This is a genomic window from Schnuerera sp. (assembly GCF_035459645.1).
In the GTDB taxonomy this organism is placed as follows: domain Bacteria; phylum Bacillota; class Clostridia; order Tissierellales; family Tepidimicrobiaceae; genus Schnuerera.
In genome coordinates, this window is the sequence record NZ_DATHXO010000044.1 from 1 (window position 1) to 2,147 (window position 2,147).

A 2,147-nucleotide genomic window follows, 5' to 3' on the forward strand; every position below is an offset into this window, starting at 1 on the left:
AGCGTGTTGCGATGCATCGGGACCACGGCAGAGGGCACGGAGAGCGCGACGGAGTCCCCCCGTTCGTGCCAGAACGTGCCGATCTGCTGGGTGGAGGCGGGCCAGGGCCAGGCTTGCCAGTCTGGGGGGAGCGCCTCGTCGGGGAGGGTGAGCACGTGGGCGTCCTCATCGAGTTCAATGCGAAACAGGACGTACTCGGCCGTGACGAGTTGGGCGCGGCCCGCGTGCACCAGCGTTTCCAGCAAGGCCGTGGCGGGCTGGTCGGCCGTGTACACCATGGGAACGCCCTGCTCGTGCCACCGCCCGCGCCCGCGCGAGCCCCGTAACGCGGTGTCGGCATAGGCGGCTTTGGTGAGGCGGTAGATCGTCACGTGCCGTGTGGGGGATAGAGACGGTCGGGGAGAGGCGGCTTAGTGGTTCTTTTCACTTGAAATCATATTAAATTTCTTATAGATTTTAATAGCAACTCTAGCATTGAATCTTATATATTCTTCAATAGAATCCAATAGACAAGCTCCTTTATTTACTTCAAAATCATCTATATATTTATAGGTTCGATTAACATAGGACTCATATTGTCGATGATTATCTAACAATCGAATATTAGCATGCTGAGGTATTGTCATATCTTGAACAATATGAAGGGCTGCACCTAAATAAAACAAAGATTTATTAAAATCACCACTGGCCCAAAATTTTATGGCCTTAGAATAGTAATCAACACCTAAGTCCATCGCATTTTTCCTTCCATATAATCCTTTTTTCTTGTAGGGATTATAAAAATGATTAGAACTTTTGAAATCCTGATCTGCCCATACTGTTCCTTCATTGATGTCTAAAATATAACTACTGAAAAAGTTATATTCACTTAAGTAATTATCATTTCTAAGAATTCTCAAAGCATATATATTAATAGCCTTATGAACTTTACATTGAGTTTTAATTATTGTTTTCTTTACAGGATTTGCTATGCCAAAAACTGCTTTCAAAATATAATCATAAGTAGTTTCTAAAATATCCATTCTAATCATCCCCTCGATTATAGTCTGCACAAATTATATAAAAATATTATATAGTTAAGAACAAATATCCTTATTTTTATGTTATACTTTTATACAAGTATCTGTATTTTATAATAAGAAAGGAGTATACTAATGTTGAATTTTTTTAAGAAAAATAAGTTTGTAGAAATAGTTTCACCTATTACTGGCAATATACTTCCTATGGAGGAAGTTCCAGATAAAGTATTTTCAGAAAAGATGATTGGAGATGGATTAGCTATAGAGCCAGCAGAAGGAAAAGTTGTGTCTCCTGTAGACGGAACAATAGTTACCATATTTCCAACAAATCATGCAATTGGACTAGCCACTAAGGAAGGGGTAGAAATACTTATCCATATAGGATTAGATACTGTAGAGCTAGATGGTCTTGGATTTAAACGAATGATAGAAAAGGATAGTAAAGTTAAAAAAGGGGATATATTAATGGAGTTTGATATAGAGCTAATTAAAGAAAAAGGTAAATCTCCAATAACTCCAGTAATAATAACTAATATGGATAAAGTGAATAAAATGGATAAAAATAGTGGGAATGTAGAAAAAGGAAAGAATATTATATATACAATAGAACTGGATTAAATAATAAAAAAATTAACTTGAAAAAGCCCTAAGAGAGAATGTAAGCTCACAGTTTTCTAATAGGGCTTACTGTTTTTGTCTATAAATCTATGATATAATCTTAGAGGAATAGAAATTTTGGGAGGAATTATATGGTAAGATTCATTCATACAGGAGATTTGCATCTAGGTCTGCAATTTAACAATGTAAGTTTTGATTCAAAAATAGCTAATGAAAGACGAATGGAACTATGGAATACATTTAACAGAATAGTAGACAAAGGGATAAAAGATGAGGTAGATTTTCTTTTTATAGCAGGAGATTTATTTGAAGAAAAATATTTCACATTAGGTGATATAAAAAGAGTTAAAGACATATTAGCAAAAGCTGAAAGAACTAATATAATTATTACTGCTGGGAATCATGATACGTTAAATAAAAAATCTTTATATAATATGTTGGATTGGCCAGAAAATATAACCTTATTTACTCCAATAGGACTGGAGAAAAAAGAATTTCCAGATAAAAATA

Annotated in this window: 4 protein-coding genes; 2 read left to right on the plus strand and 2 right to left on the minus strand. The window is 36.1% G+C overall.

What is annotated here, in order from left to right:
• On the minus strand, positions 1–371 hold a 371-nt coding region (locus VK998_RS01020; protein WP_325224488.1), incomplete at its 3' end, for an RES family NAD+ phosphorylase.
• Positions 372–410: 39 nt separating this feature from the next.
• Positions 411–1,022, minus strand: coding sequence for a zinc dependent phospholipase C family protein (locus tag VK998_RS01025; protein ID WP_325224491.1), 612 nt, complete (start codon positions 1,020–1,022; stop codon positions 411–413).
• Between the two features lie 132 nt (positions 1,023–1,154).
• Here VK998_RS01025 and VK998_RS01030 point away from each other — a divergent pair, with 132 nt between their 5' ends.
• Both VK998_RS01030 and VK998_RS01035 read left to right on the plus strand, forming a co-directional pair.
• A complete protein-coding gene (locus VK998_RS01030) occupies positions 1,155–1,637 on the plus strand; it encodes a PTS sugar transporter subunit IIA (RefSeq protein WP_325224494.1) in 483 nt (160 codons plus the stop codon).
• A 131-nt stretch (positions 1,638–1,768) separates the two neighbouring features.
• A partial coding sequence (locus tag VK998_RS01035) for a metallophosphoesterase family protein (RefSeq protein ID WP_325224496.1) occupies positions 1,769–2,147 on the plus strand: 379 nt, incomplete at its 3' end.